The organism is Paenibacillus sp. FSL H7-689, from assembly GCF_000517905.1.
Classification (GTDB): domain Bacteria; phylum Bacillota; class Bacilli; order Paenibacillales; family Paenibacillaceae; genus Paenibacillus; species Paenibacillus amylolyticus.
This window is the reverse complement of the sequence record NZ_ASPU01000027.1, coordinates 1-23,907: the sequence shown is the minus strand read 5'-3', so window position 1 is coordinate 23,907 and position 23,907 is coordinate 1. Positions and strand designations below refer to the sequence as shown.

At 44.9% G+C, this 23,907-nt stretch carries 28 protein-coding genes; 12 read left to right on the top strand and 16 right to left on the bottom strand.

Translation table 11 applies throughout. From position 1 onward, the window contains the following. Positions 1 to 153: 153 nt before the first annotated feature. Positions 154 to 882: a DUF1361 domain-containing protein gene (locus tag C170_RS19710; RefSeq protein WP_036613392.1), complete on the bottom strand. Its 729-nt coding sequence runs from the start codon at positions 880 to 882 to the stop codon at positions 154 to 156. Positions 883 to 911: 29 nt separating this feature from the next. Then, positions 912 to 1,448, bottom strand: a complete 537-nt coding sequence (locus C170_RS19705; protein ID WP_036613390.1) for a hypothetical protein — start codon at positions 1,446 to 1,448, stop codon at positions 912 to 914. Between the two features lie 359 nt (positions 1,449 to 1,807). Between C170_RS19705 and C170_RS19700 the strand changes: the two genes are divergently transcribed. Then, positions 1,808 to 2,449, top strand: coding sequence for a spore coat protein (locus tag C170_RS19700; RefSeq protein WP_051447307.1), 642 nt, complete (start codon positions 1,808 to 1,810; stop codon positions 2,447 to 2,449). A gap of 241 nt (positions 2,450 to 2,690) precedes the next feature. Further along, on the top strand, positions 2,691 to 3,644 hold the full coding sequence (locus C170_RS19695; protein ID WP_036613389.1) for a hypothetical protein: 954 nt from the start codon (positions 2,691 to 2,693) through the stop codon (positions 3,642 to 3,644). A 99-nt stretch (positions 3,645 to 3,743) separates the two neighbouring features. Here C170_RS19695 and C170_RS19690 read toward each other — a convergent pair whose 3' ends face one another. Together C170_RS19690 and C170_RS19685 are read right to left on the bottom strand one after the other, a co-directional pair. Next, complete coding sequence (locus C170_RS19690) at positions 3,744 to 4,679, bottom strand: sigma-70 family RNA polymerase sigma factor (protein WP_036613388.1); 936 nt, start codon at positions 4,677 to 4,679, stop codon at positions 3,744 to 3,746. 32 nt (positions 4,680 to 4,711) lie between these two features. Then, complete coding sequence (locus C170_RS19685; protein ID WP_036613386.1) at positions 4,712 to 5,158, bottom strand: carboxymuconolactone decarboxylase family protein; 447 nt, start codon at positions 5,156 to 5,158, stop codon at positions 4,712 to 4,714. Between the two features lie 407 nt (positions 5,159 to 5,565). Here C170_RS19685 and C170_RS19680 point away from each other — a divergent pair, with 407 nt between their 5' ends. Beyond that, the gene (locus C170_RS19680) at positions 5,566 to 6,612 is read left to right on the top strand and encodes an aromatic ring-hydroxylating oxygenase subunit alpha (protein ID WP_051447306.1); all 1,047 of its coding nucleotides are present in this window, start codon (positions 5,566 to 5,568) and stop codon (positions 6,610 to 6,612) included. Between the two features lie 697 nt (positions 6,613 to 7,309). Here C170_RS19680 and C170_RS30185 read toward each other — a convergent pair. Both C170_RS30185 and C170_RS19670 read right to left on the bottom strand, forming a co-directional pair. Continuing rightward, positions 7,310 to 8,131, bottom strand: a complete 822-nt coding sequence (locus C170_RS30185) for a cupin domain-containing protein (RefSeq protein ID WP_051447305.1) — start codon at positions 8,129 to 8,131, stop codon at positions 7,310 to 7,312. Between the two features lie 151 nt (positions 8,132 to 8,282). After that, entirely contained in the window at positions 8,283 to 9,356 is a 1,074-nt protein-coding gene (locus C170_RS19670) for a leucine-rich repeat domain-containing protein (RefSeq protein WP_155985103.1), read from the bottom strand. A gap of 80 nt (positions 9,357 to 9,436) precedes the next feature. Here C170_RS19670 and C170_RS30490 point away from each other — a divergent pair, with 80 nt between their 5' ends. Then, the gene (locus C170_RS30490) at positions 9,437 to 9,754 is read left to right on the top strand and encodes a hypothetical protein (protein WP_081745995.1); all 318 of its coding nucleotides are present in this window, start codon (positions 9,437 to 9,439) and stop codon (positions 9,752 to 9,754) included. Positions 9,755 to 9,845: 91 nt separating this feature from the next. Here C170_RS30490 and C170_RS19660 read toward each other — a convergent pair whose 3' ends face one another. Genes C170_RS19660 through C170_RS19630 form a run of 7 tightly spaced genes read right to left on the bottom strand, consistent with a single transcriptional unit; the run spans position 9,846 to position 14,892 of the window. After that, a complete protein-coding gene (locus C170_RS19660; protein ID WP_235200804.1) occupies positions 9,846 to 10,451 on the bottom strand; it encodes an SMI1/KNR4 family protein in 606 nt (201 codons plus the stop codon). A 21-nt stretch (positions 10,452 to 10,472) separates the two neighbouring features. Next, on the bottom strand, positions 10,473 to 10,895 hold the full coding sequence (locus tag C170_RS19655) for a hypothetical protein (protein WP_036613382.1): 423 nt from the start codon (positions 10,893 to 10,895) through the stop codon (positions 10,473 to 10,475). Positions 10,896 to 10,927: 32 nt separating this feature from the next. Continuing rightward, entirely contained in the window at positions 10,928 to 12,229 is a 1,302-nt protein-coding gene (locus tag C170_RS19650; protein ID WP_036613380.1) for a hypothetical protein, read from the bottom strand. 21 nt (positions 12,230 to 12,250) lie between these two features. Continuing rightward, positions 12,251 to 12,985 (bottom strand): SMI1/KNR4 family protein, encoded by a 735-nt coding sequence (locus C170_RS19645; RefSeq protein ID WP_036613378.1) that lies wholly within the window; start codon positions 12,983 to 12,985, stop codon positions 12,251 to 12,253. 44 nt (positions 12,986 to 13,029) lie between these two features. Continuing rightward, positions 13,030 to 13,590: a hypothetical protein gene (locus C170_RS19640; RefSeq protein WP_036613375.1), complete on the bottom strand. Its 561-nt coding sequence runs from the start codon at positions 13,588 to 13,590 to the stop codon at positions 13,030 to 13,032. Further along, positions 13,587 to 14,237 carry a hypothetical protein gene (locus C170_RS19635; protein ID WP_036613372.1) on the bottom strand — a complete coding sequence of 217 codons (651 nt, stop codon included), beginning with the start codon at positions 14,235 to 14,237 and terminating at the stop codon, positions 13,587 to 13,589. Before C170_RS19635 ends, C170_RS19640 begins: the two co-directional genes overlap by 4 nt. 46 nt (positions 14,238 to 14,283) lie before the next feature. Beyond that, a complete protein-coding gene (locus C170_RS19630) occupies positions 14,284 to 14,892 on the bottom strand; it encodes a hypothetical protein (RefSeq protein WP_036613370.1) in 609 nt (202 codons plus the stop codon). A gap of 279 nt (positions 14,893 to 15,171) precedes the next feature. Here C170_RS19630 and C170_RS19625 point away from each other — a divergent pair, with 279 nt between their 5' ends. Further along, the gene (locus C170_RS19625) at positions 15,172 to 16,164 is read left to right on the top strand and encodes a multicopper oxidase domain-containing protein (RefSeq protein WP_036613368.1); all 993 of its coding nucleotides are present in this window, start codon (positions 15,172 to 15,174) and stop codon (positions 16,162 to 16,164) included. A gap of 56 nt (positions 16,165 to 16,220) precedes the next feature. Further along, complete coding sequence (locus tag C170_RS19620) at positions 16,221 to 16,922, top strand: Crp/Fnr family transcriptional regulator (RefSeq protein ID WP_036613365.1); 702 nt, start codon at positions 16,221 to 16,223, stop codon at positions 16,920 to 16,922. A gap of 130 nt (positions 16,923 to 17,052) precedes the next feature. Here C170_RS19620 and C170_RS19615 read toward each other — a convergent pair whose 3' ends face one another. Further along, positions 17,053 to 17,760 (bottom strand): ZIP family metal transporter, encoded by a 708-nt coding sequence (locus C170_RS19615; RefSeq protein WP_036613363.1) that lies wholly within the window; start codon positions 17,758 to 17,760, stop codon positions 17,053 to 17,055. Between the two features lie 177 nt (positions 17,761 to 17,937). Between C170_RS19615 and C170_RS19610 the strand changes: the two genes are divergently transcribed. The 6 genes from C170_RS19610 to C170_RS19585 all read left to right on the top strand — a co-directional run bounded on the left by C170_RS19610 (position 17,938) and on the right by C170_RS19585 (position 21,735). Beyond that, positions 17,938 to 18,639, top strand: a complete 702-nt coding sequence (locus C170_RS19610) for a Crp/Fnr family transcriptional regulator (protein ID WP_036613360.1) — start codon at positions 17,938 to 17,940, stop codon at positions 18,637 to 18,639. A 301-nt stretch (positions 18,640 to 18,940) separates the two neighbouring features. Then, entirely contained in the window at positions 18,941 to 19,174 is a 234-nt protein-coding gene (locus C170_RS19605) for a DUF2249 domain-containing protein (protein ID WP_036613358.1), read from the top strand. A gap of 17 nt (positions 19,175 to 19,191) precedes the next feature. Beyond that, positions 19,192 to 19,566, top strand: a complete 375-nt coding sequence (locus C170_RS19600; RefSeq protein WP_051447303.1) for a hypothetical protein — start codon at positions 19,192 to 19,194, stop codon at positions 19,564 to 19,566. Then, positions 19,553 to 20,158, top strand: coding sequence for a DUF2249 domain-containing protein (locus C170_RS19595; RefSeq protein ID WP_036613355.1), 606 nt, complete (start codon positions 19,553 to 19,555; stop codon positions 20,156 to 20,158). The genes C170_RS19600 and C170_RS19595 overlap by 14 nt, the downstream gene beginning before the upstream one ends. Before the next feature lie 13 nt (positions 20,159 to 20,171). Beyond that, on the top strand, positions 20,172 to 21,404 hold the full coding sequence (locus C170_RS19590) for a hypothetical protein (RefSeq protein WP_036613352.1): 1,233 nt from the start codon (positions 20,172 to 20,174) through the stop codon (positions 21,402 to 21,404). A gap of 31 nt (positions 21,405 to 21,435) precedes the next feature. Further along, entirely contained in the window at positions 21,436 to 21,735 is a 300-nt protein-coding gene (locus tag C170_RS19585; RefSeq protein WP_036613395.1) for a metal-sulfur cluster assembly factor, read from the top strand. Between the two features lie 227 nt (positions 21,736 to 21,962). On the opposite strand, the gene C170_RS19580 is transcribed toward C170_RS19585, so the two are convergent. Beyond that, entirely contained in the window at positions 21,963 to 22,307 is a 345-nt protein-coding gene (locus C170_RS19580) for a cupin domain-containing protein (protein ID WP_327196648.1), read from the bottom strand. A gap of 140 nt (positions 22,308 to 22,447) precedes the next feature. Further along, a partial coding sequence (locus tag C170_RS31065; RefSeq protein WP_036613347.1) for a hypothetical protein occupies positions 22,448 to 23,907 on the bottom strand: 1,460 nt, incomplete at its 5' end.

The window sequence follows — 23,907 nt, the reverse complement described above, 5'->3', positions numbered from 1 at the left end:
CAAAAAAAAAAAAAAAAAAAAAAAGGATTACTCCCTTATAAAAGGAAATAACCCTTCTTCAGACAACGTAAGATTAAGTTTGACAAAGCATGCTCAAATGCTGTTCAATCACTTGTTCCACTCGTTTTACTGTATGTCTCGAGGCAACATGTGTTAGCGTAACGCTTGCAGGTCCGATTCGGGAGTTCCTGCACTCTTCTTCGTTTCACGGGGAGACCTCGTATTAATCAGATAGTACAATGTGGCATAGATTGTAGTGATAAACGTACCAAAAAACAAACAAAACGCAAGAGAAGGGCGACTTAAACTTTCGTGCATAAGTTCAATCAGCGTCTCGCGATTCGTCAGTGCATCCCAGCTATTCAGTCGATATACACGTCCAAGCAATACCCCGTAACTTCCCAAAGCACTGCCAACCAGTACAAAGATCCAGGATGCCCAGCGTCCAATTCGGTGATAGATCACTTCCTGAAGCTGATACATCGACAGGAATCCAAGCAGGAGTCCAGTCCAGACAAACATTAATAGAACACTTAAATCGTACCAATACGTGTAGTCCACCCCGTTCCCACCATAATACCGGGAACTTCTCGCTGTCAGATGAACCAGATCCGTAACAATGTAAGAAGAGTTCGGGAAAAATAACAACCACAGCAGACCACTTGCAACTGCAAGCCATGCGGTACCTTTCCATTTCACATCACTTAGAAGATAGGCTGCATAAGAGAACACAAAAGGAATCCAGCCCAAGAACAGATTCCAGATCAGGAAGCGGAAATAACGCTGATCCAGCCAATCTGCGGCTACGTAGTACAAGCCAAGCGTTACTATAGTAACCACACTAAGGAAAATAAATATGCGAATATAATTCAGTTTTCTCAATGATTCTGACCTCACTTGATAAAATTCAATTAGTTTCGAAAATAGCGGATGATTTCTTCTTTATTCTTTTCAACACGCAAATTCAATCCTCGTTTATCCTTTAATCCATACTGCTGTAATTCATGGCCTGGATCAAGCACCAACGGTTTAGTCGCCACATCAACCAGCAAATCCATCGTCAGTTGATAGGTCTCTCGTAACTTGTCCATTGGCAGAGAGGATTCATACCGTTTGATCAGCTCAATCAGACGTTCAGCATACACGAGACGAACCATACTGTCCGCACTCTTCAATTGTCTTGAAGCAAATGCTGTAATGGCCTTAATTATACTTGGTTCTGTCCGATGTTTGGCAATCAACGCAAGTTCATCCACCGCATCCCAATTCATGATAGACAACTCGGAACTTAATTGTTGAATCCGCTCCCCTGTCCATTGTTCCTCTAACTCTTGGGGTACGTCCCATCGCTTATAGTCCGCATACACGCCTTCTCGATGCATCTGTATAGCGCTCCCGTAATGTTTGACGAACAAATCCTTTGCTACACCCCAATCGGTCTCTTCCATCTTAACCACCACCATACCTGTTCCTATTTATGCGTATACTGCTAACATTACATAAATTTACTACTCTCCAAGCATACTATAGAAGTTGAACTATACATTTGCACGAGAACGCAGAGGACAGAAACAAACTACAGAAGCGAAGCGTTCGCTAAAAGCTTTCTACAAGAAAGCTACTTCGGAAGCATAAGCTTATCACCGGATTTTCACCTTTGTAAAATCGAATTAAAAATCTGGGGATAACAGCGATCGGAAGGTTGTTCTGTCATCGGAGTGGCAAGTGTAAATATTCTTTCGTTCAACTTATATAGAATCATACCATTTACCAAAGGAGAATCAAATTTACAATGAATCCAAATTCGATGCACCCTCAAAATTTAGTACAACCTACATTGAATGCTAATCCAAATGTCACCCCTAACATGAATCATGGCGGCCATGAGATGTTCGATGTGCATGAGATTCTGTCCTCCACCATTAACGTGCTGGATCAATACATGATCTTTCGTACATTTGTGCAGAGCCAGGAACTGATTGGCATTCTCGACCGGCAGTACAATTTCATATTATCCCAGTACAATCTGACAGCAGAGTGTTTTGCATCCGGACAGAAGCCTCATCAAGAGACAGCTACCTATATGATCCCCAACATGGTACCACCGGTATATGGCCTTAAGCCATCAGCACCGAAAAAGCCAAACCAGAGCTTGGCCGATGTAAAGGATGCCGGGATTAGCGGTCATATGCTGGGACTGATCAAGTCACATGCGAGTCTGCTCGGCATGTCCTGTAGCGAGATCACAAATGGAACGGTTCGCCGAGTCATCGCTTCTCAGATCCAGCATTTTATCGAGATGGCCTATGAAATTTTCATGTTCCAGAATAAAAACGCCTATTACCAAGTACCTCAACTCACCCCAAGTGATACACAACAGATGCTTCAGGCATACATTCCAGCAACCGGAGCACCTCAGATGCCTATTAACAATAAACCACTTCATTAATTAGAAAATAAAGTCCGATTCCCCAGAACAGTCTCTTCAACCCATGCGGGTTTTAGGGGCTGTTCTTTGGTTATTTATAATCATTTCCTGCTTAAGACTCTTGATTTGGTTACCAGAAACTGGTTTAATCAAAGACAAACCCGTACATATTCAACTTACGGATCATACATATAGAATAGGGTGAACTGCCGTTATACGAGAATTCAAATGGCTTTTTCTTCATTAATGGGGAGGTATACAAATGAGATGGAAGCAACCTGCTAAACTTGGTTTACTGGCTATGGCTCTCGGCTGTACTGCCATTGGCGCAATACTCACACCTTCAACAACACTAGCTGCACCTGTCCCCGCTTCCAAAGCGGTGTATCATCAATTCCAAACCTATCGAACAGAAGCAGTAAAGTCCACAGAAAGTCTGGTTAAAGCGCGTAAATACTTGATGAATCATATCGATAAAGTCGACCCTTGGCAGGCCACACTAATGACGCTGCAACTGGAGAACATGCAGAACGTGAAATTGGCTAATATGGACTACCAAATGTATACGGAACAATTTCAACAGGCCATATCTCAAGCCCATGAACAACTTGGTTACGAACAGAAGCTTACATATAGTCGTCTGCTCAAAGAAATTAAAGATCCGACCGTGAAGAAGCTTCTGCAGGAAGCATCAGATCTCGGGTTCAAACTGGAAACCAGTGAAGGCTTGTATTACCCCATCATCAATTATGAGATATACCAAAAGTTCAAGCCTTTTGTAAAGGCTGATATTGCTGCGTACATTGATATTATGGCTACCGAGTCCAACCAAATGACAACTTCAGATGGTGGCATTATCATCTCTTGGAACGAATTAATCCAGCGTGCATTGGAGAAAGAAGCCTTTTTGAACAACTTCCCGAATTCCAATCGCACATCAGCAGTGAAGCAAGGGTTATTTGTGGATTATCTCTTTTATGGAAGTGACAACACGCCTGCTTATGATTGGTACACGGATGAAGAAATTCGCACCATAGACCCTGAGGTGAAACAGGCTTACGAGAAAACTTTGGCTTACCGGGAGTACAATACGCAGAGTGTTCTTCTGGATACCATGGAAAAGATTTTACTGGTTCTCAATCAGAATAATGATGAGCTTACACCTGAAGTCAGAGCAATCATTGAACCTGTTCAACAACAATTTGCCCGTGAATAATCGGATGCTGAATCGCAAAATGTGAATGCCAAAAAAGCGGCAATCCTCGTGACAGAGGTTGTCGCTTTTAAGTTTATATATCAAGTCGTTACGTTTGGATCAAAGAGTTGAAGTGTCTATTGATGTAAGTTTGTTCGGATTTACAACGAGATACACGCCCTCAATCCGCTCTCCGGAAGCGTCCAACTCCAAACAGAGTACCTCGGACAACTGCCCTTCTTTCATCAACGCGAGTTGAAGTTCGCCATTGATCCACATCGGTACCCATTCCCTTTCACGCAATCGCGTAAGGACTCGCCGTGAGGTCAGGAGTGCAAGCACACCTTTGTGAACGTTCATTGTTCTCATAACCGTATGCACAACGCCACCGCCATCTGCTGTAAATACAGGCTGATCTGCCAGTAACTCCAGCATGGCAGAGACGTCATAACGAAGGAATGCCGTTGTAAAACGGCTCAGCAATTCACCTTTGGCTATCATATCCGCATCACTCTGCTCGATCGGCGGAAGTCTTTCGGGCAGATTTCGTCTGGCGCGGCTAAAGATTTGACGGCAGTTACTCTCCGTTTTGCCCAGCCAATCCGCTATTTCGGAATAATCATATCGGAACGCTTCACGAAGTACAAAAACAGCCCGTTCCATGGGCGATAGACGCTCCAACATGACCAGATAGGCGTAGGAGATCAACTCTTTTTTCTCCATCGTTTCCTCTGGCATGTTCGCCTCTTCACTGCCACCCATAGGCTCTGGCAGCCACTCACCAACATAACTTTCCCGCTGATTACGGGCGGAATTTAGCAGATTCAAACTTCGATTCACAACCAATTTGGCGATGTAGGATTTGGGATTACGAATATCCTGAGCAGACGTGCTCTGAATCCCCGCAAAACAATCCTGCACAATATCTTCAGCTTCTACCACACTGCCCAGCATGCGGTAAGCTATTGAAAATGCATATTTTTTATAACGAATATACAACTCACCAACATCCAGAGAAGACACTTCTGGCTCATTGGCGTGGAAATTAGAATTCATAAGAAGCCTCCTCTGGCATGGTGCGTGTATTTTTAGTTAAAGCAACCCGGATACATCCCAGTTGTGATCGCAATCCGGTTCCAGTTATTAATCGTGTTAATGGCCAGGATCAGATCCACCAGTTCGGATTCACTGAAATGTTCACGGACCTTATCGTACAACGCAAGTGGTACACCATGTTCCGAGATTCGGGTCACCGCCTCAGCCAGCTCCAGCATAACACGTTCTTGATCCGTGAAGAAAGGCACTTCACGCCACACACTCAGCAATAAAATATGATCCGCATAATCTCCCAGTTTCATCAGATCTTTGGCATGCATATCAAGACAAAAGGCGCAGCCATTAATTTGGGACACTCGGATTTTTAACAGCTCATACAATACTTTATTTTCAAATTGCCCAGAAATATATTGCTCCATTGCCATCATCGCTTTAAATGCGCCTGGATTCGCTACTCTGTAATTCGTTCTTAAATTCATTTTTCATTCGCCTCCGTCATTTGGTTTACATACTGTAGACAAATGACGGCTGGGATCTGTGACATTCTTTGCGAAAATCTTTTTATGCCCACAAGAATGGTTGCTCAACTAACGGATATTCACACTGAATTCTGATGGCAGGACAACCTCCATGGAGTTAATAATCAGTAATAGAAAAACATACTGAAAGGTTGTTCTCTTTTCTACAATTAACATCTAACGTAAGAAAAATCCGCGTTTTTCCGTATTCATGTACGGTTTTTACTGAACTGTTTGTGATTTTAACCAAAAGCAGGTTGGATATATTGATATTTCGACCAAAAGAGTAGTAACATACGGCTAATGAAGTTAACTTTTCTGACATTAAAAAGAGAATCGTTTATCCATATCAGCAAGGAGTGTTTCCTATGATAACTTCCAACGCAAACCATAATGTGACGTCCGAATTACCTAGAGGGTGTACGTTCACTGCTGAAGACTGGCATGTATTATTCCAATATTGGTACCCGGTAGCCCAAGCAACCGAAGTAACAGACAAACCCCTGGCTGCTCAATTACTCGATGTGAAGCTGGTTCTCTACCGCAGTAATGATCAGGTTGTGGTAGCCAAGGATCTTTGTTTTCACCGCGGGGCTCCACTTAGTAAAGGCTGGGTAGAAAATGGCGAGATTGTCTGCCCTTATCATGGTTTCCGTTATAATTGTGAAGGAAAATGTACCGCAGTACCTGCGCACCCAAGCTCCAAGATCTCGCCTAAGCTCAAACTTATCGTGTACCCGGCAGTCGAACGTTATGGCTTGATCTGGACCACTTTGGCGGGAACGGAAGAACAGATCCCCTCCTTCCCTGGATGGGATGATCCGGATTATATCAATATTTTGCCACCCAACTTTGACATTGCTGGTTCCTCTGGACGACAAATGGAGGGATTCCTGGATGTATCCCATTTTGCCTATGTGCATACCGAAACGTTTGGTGACCGAAACAACACCGAAGTCCCCCAATACAAAGTGAAACGCGAAGGTAATGAGTTACTGGCGGAGTATTGGAGTACTGTAAGTAACTATGGCAAAGGGCAAGATCTTGTTGCACCTGAAGGTTTCCAATGGCTGCGCGAGTTTCGAGTGTTCCCACCTTTTGCGGCTTCTCTTACGGTACATTTCCCAGGAGACGCCAAGCTGAATATTCTGAATTGTGCTTCGCCAATCTCTGCCCGTTATACACGTTTATTCTGTCCAATCACACGCAACTTTGACAAAGACGCTCCGATTGAAGACACAATCAAGTTCAACTTGCAGGTATTTGAAGAAGACCGCGAGATGGTCGAGTCACAGAAACCGGAGGATCTGCCCCTTGATCTGCATGCCGAGGCCCATATTCCCGCAGACCGTACTTCGATTGCTTATCGTCAATTATTGACGGAGCTTGGCTTGGGACGAAATTACACATCGTAAATTAAATCATATATAAGTTCAACTAATGAATATATTTACACTGGCACTCCGATGGCAGAATAACTTTACGTTCGCTGTTATCCCCAGATTTTTTTATTCCATTTTTTCATAGGGAAAATCCGGTGATAGCGTATGCTTTCGATGTAGCTTTCTTTTAGAAAGCTTTTAGGCGAACGCTCCGCTTCTTCAAGTTATTTCTGCCCTCTCCGCTATCGTGTAAATGTTTAGTTGAACTTATGTAGGTGTTCTTCAATCTCAGGCAAATTATCGATGATGGATGTCAGCGCCTAAAAAGTCTTGAAGTACTATCCTGCTGTCTCTGGGGAATGGGTTGAAAATTTTCTTAGGAACTCAGGACATCTTATTTGGCCTCTAGGTCCTCATTTAAAATTGTAAGGAACCTCAGACTCGTTATTTCCCAAAATCCCCCGATAAAAACACTTCATACGGCTGTTTATTCTGATATAACATGTCTCAGATTCTTTAGATTTCTGGGCACGCTTCAAATCCTTGATTAAGACGCCTACGATTCGTTAGCACTCCATGCTCCGGACACGTTCAGGTATGCATCGGCTTTCAGCAGGTTTGAAGACAACTTTAATCAACAAAAGAAGCGTTCCTTTGCGGACGCTTCTTTTGTTATACCTAATTTAACTGAAATACTTATGTGTATTAGATAAACCTCGCCTCAGGAACGTCATCTTTCCTCTTGATTATTCGTATTCATAGGAAGCTCTCTATAATACGGACAGCCCGGCTCATGAATAATACGTGGATCAACCCAAGTGCCCCAGTACGGAAGACGGTTTACGTAAGGTTGCATGTTTGGTTGGTTGTTCGGCTGTGAGTTGGGCTGCATGTTTGGTTGTACATTGGGTTGTGTGTTTGGTTGCATGTTTGGCTGTACATTTGGTTGTACATTAGGCATTACGTAAGGCTGATGATTCACATTTGGAGCACCGTTAGAGGCAGGAGTAGTTGAAGGCTGGCAATCTGCCGGCGGGCCAATAATCACTGTTTTTTGAATGGGAGCAAGTGCTTCTTGAACTTTTTTCTCATCCAGACAGTACGTATAAGCCAACAGTTTTGCAGGTGTAAGACGTAAGGTGTCTGAACCAAATATCGCTTCAGGAACCGGAGCATCAAAGATTGCGAGTAAGTGCGTGTGATCTGCAGTGGCCACTTCATAGTGCCACCAGCCTTGAGGAACGTTAGCCACCTGCCCCGGAGTAATCGGGAAATGAAGAAGCTCGTTGGTAAATGGATTAATGAGGGAAACAACTGCCGCACCGCTGATGCAGTATACCAACTCCGTTGCATTCTGATGCGTATGTGGTTCAACCACATTGCCCGTGTTGAGGAAAATATCCAGTAAAGAAACATTGCCCAGTGTGTTTAACTGCTTGATGGAAAGAGCGTTAATATAGTTGTTCTCATCCTTCTTGAATAACGGGTTATTGCTCAAATCGTAAGTAAATTCGGTGGTTGGTAAAGTGTAATCCATGTATGAGGTTGCCAAAATAAAACGCCTGCCCTTCGCTCTCGGTTTAGGTCATAACCTATATGCCAGCTTATGCCCAGCGCCCAGATACGTGAGCCCATTTCCGCCAAGTTCTCCTCGCATAACAAATATCCCTTACTCGGACATCCCGAGAGCAGGGCTCTATTTGTTACATGTTCTTTTTCATTTCCCAGACTTCTTCCCAATGGGTTCCAAATGGAATATTCATTAAGTCTACATACTTCAGCCAATGCATTCTTGTGACAACATCCGGAGTTCCCTCAATCAGTGCATTTGTCACCAGTAAAGCACGCAGATTCTTCAGTCTTTCCAACTCCGGGGGGAGTTCACGTATACCAGAATATACGATCTCCAAATACTTCAGCTCACTTAATTCACCAATCTCAGGCGGGATACAATTTAATCCCAACTCAGTTTGTGGTTTGGGCCTCCAACCAGGTGCAGATTCAAAAGGACTGCCACAATAAATTCTTAACTCTTGAAGTTGCTTCAATTTCCCGATTTCTGCCGGAATACACTCCAAATCCAACGTTGTAATGACCAATCTTTCCAATGAAGTAAGTTCAAACAGACTTGCAGGGAGTGAGTACAGATTCTGCTCAAAAATCGTCAACTCCTTCAAGTGCTTCAACTCCCGAATTCGTTCGGGAAGCTCACTTAAACCATGTAAGCTGATATCCAGCTTATCGGTCTGATGTCTGATCGCATCGTCCAGGAGATGATCAATTTCCTTATGACGGTCCAAATCAAAGAACAACCCCGGAATCCGCTCCATAAGTTCACTCGCTTCTTTGTATGTAATCCTCATGCCATACATATGCTCATGGGCAACCGAGAAAAAATAATCATTTCCTTCTTCTGTCATAAAGCAAAGATCGTCCGGCAATGACGGATAACACCAATCATGAAAACGATTGGCTTCTTCTTTGAGCACGCGACCCGATTCCGGCGTACAGCGATATGTATAATAGGTGCCTTCGGAATAATAGGCTCCGCTTTTTAGCATCATTTCTTCCATCGTAGCTCGTTCCACAAGATAGGGCTTCAATCTCTCTAACACACGAACTACTTCCGGTATCTCGTTCTCTTCGTACCTTTGTCTATCAACCAGCATAAACCGGTCTGTCTTCTCGATCAATTCGTCAATCAACAGTTCATAGGCCGTTCCTCTTGGATCAGTGTGAAAAGCTACGGCTACCATATGTTCCCCCTCATTACTCATTATTCATCAATCTGCTGTATCATCTGAAACCACTGTGGCATAGGCTGATATCATCAATCCAGTCATTGGAGGCTTATTACATGGCATACGGCCCTGGTTCAGTTTCATCCCCGCAATCTGCGGGTTATCCTTACCCTTATTATCCGCCACCCCCACCGTATCCTTACCCTTATCCCTATCCATACCCGCCCATCGTTCCTGTTCCACTACCATATCCGATCGGTGGTCCTTGGTGGCATGGTGGATATCCCGGCGGTGGTTACCCCGGTGGACACCCTGGTCATTTCCCAGGAGGTGGCTATCCAGGCGGACCTCATGGAGGCGGGCCGGGTGGTCCAGGTGGACACGGAGGACCTCCAGGTGGAGGATTTCATGGACATCGTTTCTTCCAGTGGTAATCATTAGACTCATTCAAAGTACTTGTTCAGATAAAGGAGCTGCTTCGGCAGCTTCTTTATTATTGAAGGAATTGTCTAATCGTGCATGATTTTAATAGGTGATCTCATCCATCATCTTCAGATTACGGTTCGACATGCTGAGGAGATCCGTGAAGGTAGGTGTAAGGTAATAAACAAAGTCCGGATCGTGCACGTACATAATAATCTGCCCATACGTGCCTTCCGCCGTTGGATCAAAATCGAGCATCAGATGCAGTGAACCACCTGCAATTGTTGCAAAAGGAATCCATGGTTTATGGAAAAGGTATGGTTTGATCTCCCGGTCCAGCTGGCTGATCTCTTCGGCAGAATAATACTCTTCAAGCTTCTCATCCACTTCACAGAAGTATTGTTTGGTCTCTCGAATCTCTTCCAATGACATCAGATAAAAGGGTGTACATCGGCCCGTCTCGGCATCACCCGGGTACAGCACATGCAACCCGTAGCCACTGCCGTCTTTCCTTTGGTAAAAGGCACGAAAATCGCCAGGCAGCCGGACGCCATACTCCTTTTCGAATAGATCCAGACTTTCCTCGGATGCACCTTCCCGCTGTTGATATTCTTCCAACAATTGTCGAATCTCTTGATCCTGTATTCTCTCATCTAACAAGTGATTCAGCTCGTCCATTAGCACGTTTAATGATACATTCGGCTCCAATCTCACTACACCTCCCCTAACTCAGTTCTTCTCTTCCTGTAGATATTGATGATATTCCCAAAACGCTTCTTCCTCTCCGCCGCCTTCAATCAGAATCATGACTGCGTAAGATAACAAATTAAGCCATTGTTCCATCAACGCCACCTGTGCGTCCGAAATGAGGTTGTTGCTGCGAAGCGTGCCTTCGGGTTCAACGGCCCAAGCACGGGCCATATGAGTAATTCCCCATAGACATGCCATGACTTCCCGATCCAGTGAAGGCCGTGCAAGTTCGGACGCCAGAACACGCAGTATCTCCATCAACTCATGAAAATTCTCCTTAATCAAATGTCCACGGAAAGGCCGCAGACTGCCAATAAAACCGTTCTCCATCTTGGGATGACTCAGATCATCATAAGAAAAGGAGTGACATTTTAATAACGTTACAGCCTCTTCACGTTCCATCCCTTCACCCCTTTGCAGGTTGTAATACGACCTTACCAGCGAAGAGGTTCTTCTCCACGCCACAACACATACCGCTCCAACTCACGAAGAGTGCCTGTACCGATCCCGTACTCGTCCATTTCTTTGGAACGAAGATCAAGCACATGCAGCATGCCACCATATGTACCAACTGCCAGCTTGGACTGCTCTGGTGATACAGCGAGAGAATAGATCGTACTACCCACAAAATGACGCCATACTTCCTTACCCTCGCCATTTACACAATATAGATAACCATATGCATCCCCAAGCACCATGCCCGCCTCTATTTCCACTGCTGCATACACTCGTGCATTCTCATCCATCACTGGCCAATCTTCCTTCGTTTCGTTGCCTGCGATTGATTCCAGCGGGACCAGTATCGTGACCCCGTTATAGAAATGACATGCGTTAAACCAGACGTTCTGGTTATTACTGGTGAATGCCGCATAATGAGGATAGCTCGATTCTGGATAGAGAGAGTATGTCTTGTTCAGCTGGCGGTCCATCACCATATGATTGCTTCCTTGGCTGCCATAGGCAATCCATCTACCATCCCGAGATACAGCTGCATGTCCCATATCTATCTGTGTATCCTCTAGCTCATACTCTTCGATCTCTGCCAGATCGGGATGAAGCAAGGTCACCTGGGCTTGTGTGACGAGATATATCCCGTATCTTGAATGTATGAGTAGTGCTTTGCCTTCATCGATAGGTATAAGTCCTTCAAGTGTCCGTTCGGGATGCTCACAGTCCGCAAGTGATTCAATCCGAGGTAATACCGACTGTATCCGGGCTTGAATATCTTCCCATCGATATGTCGCTATCTCCTGTCCTTCCAACTTGCGATCTGGCTGACGAATAATACGAATCCCATCCCGTCCTGCAAGCGCAAAGTCAAGTCCATCCGATGAACAACCTGCAAAAGTATATGGAGTGATCAACTGCCATCCGTGCTGATCCATCGTATATATCTGACTATTCTCCGTGAAAATCCCCGTATTACATACAATCGTTTCCTCGTTCAGATAACCTACAACTTTGACCGCTTGCATGGAAGCCTGAAACGCCTCGTTCAATGGCCACGTCGCTGCGGGTAGCTCATGTCGAAGCACCTCCACATCACCATGGAGATTGGCCTGTCTCACCATATGGAATACTTCAGTACTCATTCCGCTTCTGGAGTCTACCTCCAACTCGGATTCATCCGGTTGCTCTCCCTGCATACTTCTCCGGACAAATGCATTGACATCCCTTGCATAACGCTTGCCTTCATTGCGCCATTGTTCCGCAATGTCTTCCTTTAACCAACTCATAGGTGTCCCTCCACTCTGCCCCTATTCATATGCCGTACAATGATGTGCCTGCAAGAACATACTGATTTCGTTATCCGTCGCCTCCTCCGCACCATTCTTTTCTTCATAGAACAGGGCAACTTCTCTCCCAGCTGCATAGTTAAATCGTAAATATCCTCCCATCGACACCATGAACATCTTGCACATGTACTCATTCTCCAACACAGCATCCCACTTAAATTCTGTTTTGCATGTATCGGCGAGTTCCTTCATGGAGCTTCCCTGTTCCGTCCCTGAAAAATGGTAAAACGTATGTTTCCGCAGCTCATTCCACGGCTCAAAGTAAAGTGGCGTTATTGGTTTATCCTGATGGTAATACCCACAATAGATCCGGTCCAGCGTTTCGCCAAATTCAGTCTCCGAGCATGTCCATAAGGTGATATTTTCATCATGACGCGGTAGCCACAACAGCCCCTCAACTTCCGGATGAACAGCAAGGAAATCTCCATCTACAGAACTGCCAATGGAGATGCACTGCTCAAGTTGATGCTGACTTATAGGCGAATCATCCGTATGTATCCAAAAATCATATTCAACAAAAGGCTTCAACACTTCTGGGTCCGGTCTCTGCACATTCATCCACCCCGTATATGTACCTTCCCCGTAGTGCTCAATCCAGGTGCGGTATGACAAAGGTAGCGAGATGCCGTGCTGTTGTTCAAAGTGATCCAGTTCCTCTGCTGGAACCGGCTTAAGTACACGGGATACAATATACATTTTTCGACATCTCCCATCTCAGTTTGTTCATTCGTTTTCAGGATCTAAGCCAGTTCTTCCTGTACAATTTCAGTCCATACTCCTTTACGATTCAGAATGCGAACGGCAAAGGCATCATATCCATCACGCTTGACCTGATCAAAATGCATGCTCTCTCCCGTAATCAGTTCATATGCACCATTTTCATCTACATCTTCGCCAAACTCTTCATCCCAAGGCACATTGTAGTAAGCCGTCAACTCTACTTCAAATATGTCCTCACCTTCAACATCCAGGTAAGGACGAAGGGGTCTGTCATGTAGTGCGTCTTCCGAATAGGTCTCACATAACATGGCATCATAGCCGTGCTTGGCGGTATCAATGAGCAGATAGCGCTCACCCGTGACCGTATGCTCCGCATATACAAGAAGAGGTGTCGAATCATGCCAGGTAATCAGATCATCTTCAGTCAAGTCACCATAATAAAAAATATGGAATTTATCATGACCGTCACTCATTTGAAGTTTGCCTTTCCACTCCACTTCATCGGACTTTATGTTCTCTTCCTTCCTAATTAATCCTTCCAGATAAGCAGGTCCGTGTTGTACACCATACTCATTCATCATCTCGCCTCCGATTTGTTCATTCGAATAGTAACTACTTTGTGTTCCTCATCCACCGTCAGTTTCACATCAATGTTAAGCTTGTCGCGAAATAACGCCGTAATATTGATATACGGATCGCGGGCAGCTTCGCTACTACCGCCACTATTACGGCTCATTCCCTGATGAATGATGGATTCTACCAGCTGTTTATCTCCCTTGCCGGTGTTATTGTAGGTGTAGATCACCTGCCCATCCTGATCATACAGATTCAAAACCGTTGTGAAATCATTGGCGTTCTCATACTGTCTCTCGGTCTGTACATAGTTGTGATCTGTACGTTGATAGTTTACAGTACCAGCCAGATACGGATTGTCCCCGCCTGGCTTCACATCATACTCCTTATAAGCCAGATTAAACAGGTATTGGATATGATTCATATCAATCCGGTAATAAAACTGACGGTTATCTTCCTCTTTGTCCATCGCTGCAAAACTGTTAATCAGCGGCCAGGCCCCATAGGACTTCCCATTAACATCAACGGCGAGAGCATAGTCAGATAATACTGTCTCTTTTTGAAATATGCCATAAGTCTGTAAAATAAAATAAGCCGGAATCATCAACATACCCAGAATGATTGCAAAAATGCTAAGTTTAACTCGTAGTTTCATGTCTTCTCTCCCTTGCAGCTTTAATGCTTCATCTTCGCTTTCAGTCTCATCCAGTCTTATGCTGAAGCTTCGACAGTGTACGCACAACCATATCCCTGTTCTTCGCATCTTTAATATAAGCCGGAATACTATGTGAAGCTGTTCTTAAAGGCATATTTCCAGGTTTCTCACGCAGATCTGCGGAGACATAAGCGATGAGATAATTCAGATGCTCCCGATTCACAGCCCATATTATTTTTCCTCTGAAATCATCCAGGAAGTATAATTCCAACCCGAATACAGGATCTTTCCCTGCACAAATCTCGGAAAAATACCTTTGGTATGTCGGCTTGGCGTGTAATTCAACCTGATTCACAGAACTACAATGCGGACATTCCACATGCGTCGATCGGTGAGACGTCTTCTTCTCGTCTGTGACTTCCACGTTAAACCAACGTTCACATACAGCACAATTCCCCTTGGCTTTATATTGATATACTGGTTCTTCAAAAGCTTGAGCGTAACATTCGTAACACTTCCACCCCATTTGACCATTCCGTTGATCAATCGAAGCGTGCCCACCGCATTTGGGACATTTCACATCAATCCGCTCTCCCCGTCGAAGGACCGAATAGAAACTATACTTATACGCACCTTCATCTTCGAAACGTTTCATCCTGTATCCACCTTTCTTCTGAAACTACGACACACACAGCGTCAAAATACTCAACATTTACCAATCCATCTCTCTAAAATTATATGAAACTCCGTTCCTCAGCACAACAATTGAAGACAGATTGTTGGAAATGCCTCTATTACGACATACCCAAGTGTGTGCCTCATCACACCCGTCTCCACCTCAATAACGTAATCTATAACTAAATAACTACTGAAATGAAAGAAAACCTGCTTTTTATATTGTGAAAAATATCACTTGAGTAAAGGTTGTGCAACTATGTTCTCCTTACTGAATGTATACAAATGGTCACTCGTATTCGCTATATTCACAGCAACTCTCTCTCACTGTAGTTCAACCGATACGGTTAAACCTGTTCACCACGATGAAGTCTCCTCCTCCTCTGCGGTCAGTCAACCCCCGGTGGACCCGATCATTCGCAGAGAAGGTACTACGGTATATATTGAAATGACGGCCCAGGTTACAGATGTCGAAATCTCCAAAGGAGTGATATACAACGCTTGGACATTTAATGGTACCGTCCCCGGGCCCGTCCTACGAGTGACCGAGGGAGATACCTTGGTGTTCACGTTGAAAAATAAAGATTCCAGCCTGCCTCACTCCATGGATTTTCACGCTGTACATGCTGCTCCCAGCAGCAAATTTATTGATGTGATGCCAGGCAAGGAAGGCACGTTCACCTATTCCACCTCCTCACCCGGTGTATTCATGTATCACTGTGGAACCAAACCGGTCCTTGCCCATATCGCCAACGGGATGTACGGCATGATTATTGTGGAACCCAAAGCAGGATACCCTTCCGATCATTTGGTTGATCGTGAGTATACCCTTGTTCAGAGTGAATGGTACAAAGAGCATGACTATGAAGCTTTTTTGAACGGGGAACCAGATTATGTCGTATTTAACGGCAATGATTATGGATTAATAAAACATCCCCTGTTAGCCAAAGTAGGAGATACGGTGCGAATCTATGTCAGTAATGCAGGACCCAATGAAGTCTCATCCTTCCACGTTGTGGGTACCATTATGGACCGTGTGTATACCGATGGGAATCCACGCAACATCCAGTATGGAATACAGACGGTTATGCTTCCCGCAAGTGGTGGAGCTGTCGTAGAGTTCACCGTGACCGAAGAAGGTGATTATGCGATTGTAACCCATCAGTTCAACCATGTAGCCAAAGGAGCTGCCGCTGTTCTGCGTGTGACCAAGGATGGAACTGATCATGGTGGACCCGCGATGTCTCACTGAGACATGACAATAGATAATGGCTATACCTATCCTGAACCATTCGAGGTGATTAAACGATGATCTGTACACACGAAGCGAAGGATGCCTGTTTCTCCAAAGTATCTCTGTTCCAGCATCTTGATCCATCCGAAGCTGCCTTGTTGATCTCCCTTCTGCATACCCACAAATATAACAAAGGCGAAGTTGTTGTCCAGGAGGGCGAACGCTCCGATACGCTTTATGTGGTTCATCAGGGATGTGTGAAGTTGTCCAAATACAATGAAAATGGCAAGGAACATATTATCCGGTTTCTGTTTCCCGGCGATTTCTTCGGACAAGATTCCCTGTTACACCAAAAACCACATGCCGCAAACGCCGAAGTTCTGGAGCCTTCAGCCATCTGCTCTATCAGCAAGCATGACTTTGACCAATTACTTGAACATGATCCAAAGCTTGCTTATCATTTCCTGCTTGCCATTACCAAGCTGCTCCGTGAAACAGATGAATGGAACAGCTCGCTCAGTGCGATGACAACGGAACAGAAGATTGCCAAGTTGCTTTTGTATTTTCATACCCGAAATCAAGCAAAACATGAGATCCGCTTGCCTGTTTTCAAAAAAGATATGGCTCTGTTACTCGGGATCACACCCGAAACACTTAGTCGCAAACTTGCCATGATGCAAACTCAGGGACTGCTTCAGGTTACAGGAAACTGCATCCTTATTCTGCAATTGGAGCAGCTCAGGGAAAGAATTGAACCGCCTGCCCGAAGCCAATGAACTGGGTAAGAAAGCTTGTGAATGCGGAAGAAGCTGTTTTGGCAAAAAAAGAGTATCCGATCAGAACCACTCTGTTCGGATACTCTTTTTATATAAATTCAACTCATAGATCGGAAGCTTATTCTGTCATCTACAGATCCAACAACAGCGACACAAGCAATCCCATGGATGCAATCAAACCCACTACAGGTCCGCCCTCTTCAAAGGCTTCTGGCATCATCGTCGAGCAGATCATGGCAATGATTCCACCACCTGCAAATGCACCAATCGCTGCACCCATCTCCTCTGGAAGCTGCTCCAGAAACAGATATCCAACCAGTGCTGCAATCGCGGAGATCAACAGTACACTCAGCCACATTAATATGATTTTGCCACGACTGTATTTGCCCTGTAGTCCAACCGTACTGGACAGACCTTCAGGAATGTTGCTGACAAAGATCGATACTACCAGGACCACACTGACACCGTTACCGGCCAGCAAGCTGGCACCAAGCATGATGGATTCCGGGATAGCATCCATTACTGTTCCTGCAAAGATCCCAAGCCCGCTTTGGTTAGAGTCACCCGACTTTGCCGAACGTTTACGCCCTGCCCCTCCCTTTGCAGAAACGAGCAGGTCAAACAGGGTATACACAACGGCACCCGCCGTAAATCCAATGGCGGTAGGTATTATTCCTCCATCATTCAGCGCATCTCCGAGAAGTTCAAAGGTCGCTGCACCAATTAATGTTCCTGTCCCAAAAGCCATGATCCAGCCAATAACTCGTTTGGGAATCTTCAGAAACAAGGCTGCGAGTGCGCCAATGACAACCGCTGAGGCAGAGATGCCGCCCCACATCCGGGCCGACCCCTCTCTTGTTCAATCATATTCTATCATTCCATTAACCCAGGTTGAGTAATCAAAAACAGTGATGTGGCTTTACGGTGATCTATATCACCTGATGTGTTCAAAAATCACGTTATGATGAAATGATGTCGTCGTTCAGAACTATGAACACAGAGAGGAGAGATTCTCATGAGTAGGGTAAACAAAGATACAACAACGGAGTTTCTACAACAGTTCCCCATCTTCCAGGACCTTAGCCCCGAGGAATTAAAGCAAGTCGAAGATATCGCCATTTCCAGAAGCATTCAGAAGAAATCGGTTATTTTTAGCGAAGGAAGCGAAAAAGAAGCTGTCTTTTTTATCCGTACCGGCATTGTAAAGGCTTATAAAACCGATGAGAACGGGCATGAACAGATTGTCTCTTTCCTCAAAACAGGAGATATGTTCCCACACACCGGCTTTTTTAATGCGCACCCTTACCCGGCTACGGCAGAAGCCATTACCCCTACCGAACTACTAGCCATACCTGTCCGACTTTTCGAACGATTAATGCTGAGCACACCTTCAATTGCGATCAAAATTATGCGTGTGCTCGGTGATAAAATAAGAGAATTACAGGATAAATTGCAGGTGCTCTCTGGTCAGGATGTACGCAATCGTGTACTTTCCTTCCTTCTCATGCTTGCAGATCAGCACGGACAAATGCATGGAGACCAGATTATCATCAACCTGCCCATGACACATCAGGAGTTTGCCAACTCCATTGGAACTACAAGGGAAACAGCGAATCGGCTTTTAAACCAGCTTACAAAAGAGAATTTGCTCGAAGTGGATCGCAGCCGGATCATCATTCATGATTTGCAAGCTTTGAAGGAACAAAGGGATACGTGACCACCCTGCACCCAGCTACACTGTTTTCTCCCACGCTATTACATTACACTGTGTGTGCACAAAGAGACCTTAACGACCTTAATCGATGTTAAGGTCTCTTTCGCATGCGCAATTAGCAATATACGTATCAGGATATTGTTATTTTTGGCTTGCCCATGGCACTTTTTCCATACAGGATTCTGACTCAAATAAGGCGAGACTATGACATTAAAAAATGTGTGAGCAGGCTCACACAGCCCCCTCCTCACGTTTTCTATAATCAAATTGCAACGCCACACTATCCCATTTGGAGGAATGACACATGAACACATACGCAGCAACCATTAATGCCACGGAGTATCCACCGCATTTGAAACATAAAGTTATTTTCGAAACGTTTGATCAGTTGCAACCACAGGAATCCATGTTGCTCATTAACGATCACGATCCTAAGCCCCTACGATTCCAGTTCCAGTCCACACATCCCGATGGCTTCAACTGGGAGTATATTGAGCAGGGTCCTACAACCTTCCAGGTCAAAATCAGCAAATTATAGATTGGAGCTGAACCGCTATGGCGCACGTTGAAATCATTGACGATACTACACTCCGCATCACGCTGCGGCTGGAAGACGCCACAACCATGGTTCAAATGGCACAGCGTGAGCAAGCGGAATATGCGCAAGAGATTATCACCATTTACGAAATAATGCCTGTGTTCGAATATACTCATTTCTGTTTTTACGCCTATGACAGTGCAAGACTTTTTGAGCGTGTGCTCGGCATGGACCCCAAAGCCTACCTGTCCTTCTCCCTCGATGCGCCGGAGTCATTCTTCTATGCGCTGTACGGTGGAATGGCCGCCCTGTATGAATCAGCGCTACAGTTGGTACAGCAGGCGGATGCAGCTAGTGCAGGATCGGATGTGAACGCACATGTCTCCATCTGATGTCCATATTGTTGAATTGGATGTGCGTCCTCATCTGAGTAAAAAGTTAGAGCCGTTTCAACTGATCATGGACACGGTCAAAGGCCTTCAGCATGAAGATGTCTTTGTACTTCATGCTCCATTCAAACCAACGCCTCTGCTCGGTATTCTCAAGATGAAAGGGTACTCCAGCACATCGGAACGAAAGGGTTCAGATCACTGGGTCACCACGTTTGTGCACAAAAAAAACAAAACCGGTGCCAAAGCATTATCTGCAATGGTTTTATCTGGATCGGAAGTCGATTCTAAGCCCGGTTCAGACGAAGAATCAGCTTCATGCAATGGCCATCCAGAGGAGCAAGCTGTTGCGATTGAAAACTTTGAATCCCTACAGGCGCCCACCGTTATACTGGACAATCGCGGATTGGAACCGCCACAACCCATGATGCGAACACTTGCCGCACTGGAACGTTGCAAACCTGGGGAAGTCGTACTGATTCATAATGACCGTGTGCCAGTCTTCTTGATTGAAGAGTTAAACAATCTCGGTTGTTCCTACACCGTTGAGGATCAAGCCGATGGTACGGCCAAAGTGAGAATTGAAAAAGGGTAAGGAGGCAAAGGCCATGTCCAGGTTGCCGTTTCTTTTTATCATCACGGGCATCTTTGGATTTGTAATGTATCACGCATTCTCCCTGCTCTCGCTGACAGGCTGGCTTGGTGATGAACTCAGAGGACCCGAAGGCTGGTTTCATGCCCATCTGTTTGTGCTAGGGTGGGCAACCATGCTGGCTATGGGTGCCGTTTATCAGTTGATACATGTTATTTTGCAATCCAATATTTACAGTCTGTTTCTTGGTTATTGTCATTATTTCTTGTTCAGTATCGGAATCGTGGGCATGTTATACGGCTTCATCCGTGCAGATGTCATCTGGATTGCGGGTTCTGCTACACTCGCTCTCTCTGGCATTCTGTTGTTCGGATGGAATATGGCCGTTACCCTCATCCGTGCCTCACAGTGGAATCCGGTAACGATCAGTGCAGCTTGTTCCTGTCTTTATCTGGTTCTAACCGGGCTTTCCGGTATGCTGATGGGTCTGAATTTTGCCTTTGGTGATTGGAATAGTCTGCATGAACGATTATTCGGTGCACATATCTGGATGGGAACACTAGGCTGGTTTGGCATGTTAATTACCGGCTTCAGTTACAAAATGCTTCCGATGTTCTACCTGTCCCACGATTATTCCATTCGACTGCAAAAAGTGGTCCTGGTTCTGTGGAATGCAGCTGTAGTTACAGGTGTTATCGCATTTCTGACAGGTATCAAGGGAGGATTGCTCTGGCTTGCGCTCTTACTTCTAACCGCCACCCTTCTCTTCTATGTGTATCACTTGGAGCAAATTCAGGAGAAACGGCACAAAAGTAACCCAGGTCCGGGCATTCGCTGGTCTGTCTATGTAAGTCGTGCGTTTGCTGTATATGCTGTGGCCCTACTGATCTATTCCTCGCAAGGGACTGAACTGCTGCTCCATCCAAGGGTTGTTCTGCTGTCTGGATGGGTATATCTCGGGGGCTGGGTGTCCCTCACCATACTCGGATATGCCTCCAAAATCGTTCCTTTTCTGTGGTGGACCCATAAATATGGCAAGCAGGCAGGCAGACCTGGGACACCGTTAATGGCTGGTATGCTGAGTGAACGGAACGTCAATTGGGGGATGATCGCCATGGTGGCTGGAAGCCTTCTGCTAGTCAGTGGAATTCTGATTAATCTGGCTGAGGTCATGATGGTTGGAGGAACGATACTGTCTCTTGTCTCCATCGTTTATATAACAAATATTGCTTTGGTATTCAGACGTTAATGTTAGTAAAATGGACTGGAGAGTGAACATGATGGAACAAACCACGCATTTGCTGGAATGTCTCAAGGAAGTATATGACCCTGAATTAGGTGTCAATATCGTTGACCTGGGTCTGGTGTATGAAGTAAGGGAAGAGCCTGAACGGGTACATGTACGGATGACGCTGACTACACCAGGTTGCCCGCTGCACGATACAATTGTCGGTGCGGTGAAATGGGTTTTGCAGGAAAATACAAATAAGACCGATATTGATGTTCAAGTCGTGTGGGAGCCACAATGGTCTCCACAGCTGATGTCGAATGAAGCCAAGGAAATGCTGGGATACTTCTAGGCAGAATGACGATAGACCGGATGAATGAACAAGTTGCTGGCGGAATACAAAGAAGCGTACTTAAATCTGATGTTCTCAGACCCAGGTATGCTTTTTGTTTTGCGATGGGAACCACACTTGGTCAAGGCATTCTTGAATAAAAAATAAATAAGGAAACTCCAGAATAGAGTTCCCCTTATATTGGTGTCGATCAGTGAATCATTTTATAGATTCCTTGATGTTAGATGTTAGATGTCCTTTGCATAGGATACTGCTGGCACTTTGTTTAACACCACGAACAAACGAACCTCCTGATCTCCTGTATTTTGGAATGCGAACTCGACCTCACCGCCACAATGGATCACATCCTCTTGTTTCACCACTTGTTCTTTTCCATCCAGAATAAGTGTACCTGTGCCTTCGACCACCAGCAAAATAACATCTGTGCCCGGATGTTTATGAACGGGAAGCTGCTGACCTGGCAGAAAATGAAGTACAAAGGTCACTCCACCACCCTGTTGGAATAAAACTCGTTTCGTGAAACGGTCCTCACTGAATGTTTTGACTTCTTGCAATGACGTGATAGTCATCATAATCGTCCTCCTCGATAATATAATCTGTGAATACATTCATCTTATCGCAAGAAAACCCGCGTTTCCTTGATCTGAATCAAGAAAATGCGGGCAATGAACAAATCATGGTCGGTCCTCATGACCGTTTGTTTCTATGATGGTTACACCATCATTTTGCGCAGAGAAGCGATATATCTCGAACGTATAATGATGAAATAAAACGTCTGTGCAAGTACAAAGGCACCAAATACAGTTAATACCGGCATCGTATAATTGGTAATACCGAATTCAGTCAGGAATGGCTTAACTACGACCAAAGTTTCAATGATAGCTACTCCGATCGGTAAAAAGAACAAAATGGCAATCTGAACGGTGGATGATCGTTTCATCTCCTGGAAACTGAGACCCATTTTCGAAAGAGAATGCACCATCCTTCCATCCGCTTCAAGATCGGTATGCAGTCTGAAATACAAAAAGCTTGCGGAAGAGATCGAGAAGATTAATCCGATAAATATGCCCAGGAAGGTAAAGAGTGCTGTACCCTGTCTGAATCTTTCAAAATCATCGTACCGCGTACTCAGATATCCAGACTGGTTATCCGTTGAAGCGTTGCTGCTTCGGATGGAATCCGCGGAGGATAGAAGCTGATCGCTAACCATGGCTTCCGAAGAGTGGCGATCAGGTACAGCATGACCCCATGCAGGAATCTGATACAGGTATTTACCAGATATCATATTATCTTTGATCTGTTGGGCAATCTCTTCATACTTCTCATCCGGTAGGACAACTACACCTGTAGCATAGAGTAGGGTTCCAAACTGTGGATCGATATCTGTATCCGTAACCCTAACTTCCAGCGGACTAGCATTCAGAGTCAACGTCAACTTGTCTCCCTTCGCATAATCACGAAATCTGTTGCGCTTTATCTGATCCTGACCCTTCTCATTGCGGGTATCCACAAATACAGCGGACCCGGTATCCAATTGGAACATCTTTCTCCCTTGTGTCAGATTGTATTGGTTGTATTGACTAAGCGGCATAACCGAGACAGCACTCTGATCTGCATCAGACCAGAAATATTCAATATAGACTTGCTGATAATCCAAGCCTGCGGCTTCAAGTTTCGAATCAATAGCGCTCATATCCAGTTGCTCTGTTGGTCTGAATACGTTGTATTGAATTGCAAAATCGTTGTTTGTAAACTGTTCCCGGTTCTCCTGATCCAGTGACAAAATTACAACTGCACTCATTGAAGCAATCGCAATCACCACGGTCACCATAAAGAGCATGCGGGCATTATCCTTCATTTTATAACTCATCTCTGAGATCCACAACAGACGTGTACCATGCCATACCGTTTTACGATTACGCTTCAATAAACGAATGATGAGCACGGAAAGTTGTGAGTAGAAAAAATACGTCCCGGCTATCCCTGTTACTGCTGCAAGCATGATTGTTCCGCCATTTAACCCGTTACGGAGTACCACGAAACCTACTGTAAGTAATGCAAAACCCAGAAGTGAGAAGAACCATGAAGATTTGGGCTCTTTTTTAGGTTTGTTGGTTCCCGTTAGAAGTTCTAACGTCCGTTTATTTCCGATAAAAAACAATGTGAAGAGTG